At 58.2% G+C, this 643-nt stretch carries 1 protein-coding gene; it reads left to right on the top strand.

Annotation, left to right across the window (positions count from 1 at the left end; all coding sequences use genetic code 11):
- Positions 1-463: 463 nt before the first annotated feature.
- Positions 464-643: hypothetical protein (locus JT360_RS33315; RefSeq protein ID WP_214477727.1), on the top strand; the 180-nt coding region annotated here is incomplete at its 3' end.

Raw genomic sequence — 643 nt, forward strand, 5'->3', positions numbered from 1 at the left:
ACCTTTGAGTACGACAGCGAGCATCGAAAGCTGCTTGGAATCGATTGAAGTGTCGTGTGACATTCGCTTTTCCCTGATGGGGCGAAAGCGTGATCGACTCTTCCAAGCGCCAGCGCCCGTTCTGTTGGCTGGCGACGATCCTTCTTTACGCTTCCGGACAAACTTAGCGAGTCAAATCCGCGCGTCTTTCATTTCCTCAGCCTCACCCCGGCGCCGCCGCCATTCTCAGGAATGAACTCGACGCCGGCCGATTCGAGGGCGCGCTGGATTGCGTCCAAGTTTTTTGCCCCGGCACCCTCTGCCCCTTTTCAAAAGAGACGACGGTATTGCGAGATATCTTGGCGGCCTCAGCAAGGGCGGCTTGGTCTAGTTCCACAAGCCCACGGCTCTGCATTGTGCTGGCGTAATTGTCATGAAGCCCAACGTTTTGCATTAAGTTTGACAGCAGGCGCCCGGCGAAGCTATGCCCGCTGCCGAGGTAATGCCCATCGTCGGAAGGTTTTCGGGCCGCGTATTGCAGCCCTATGGCATGCCAAAGGGCATGAATCCGCGCGAATGGCGCCAGTCTGTCCAGAAGCCAGACCTGAGCGCCGGTGTGGTCGCCGTACGCTACCCGGGTGTCCTAGCACCGAATGGTCTGCCA

This window comes from Mesorhizobium sp. dw_380, assembly GCF_018588885.1.
Taxonomy (GTDB): domain Bacteria; phylum Pseudomonadota; class Alphaproteobacteria; order Rhizobiales; family Rhizobiaceae; genus Mesorhizobium.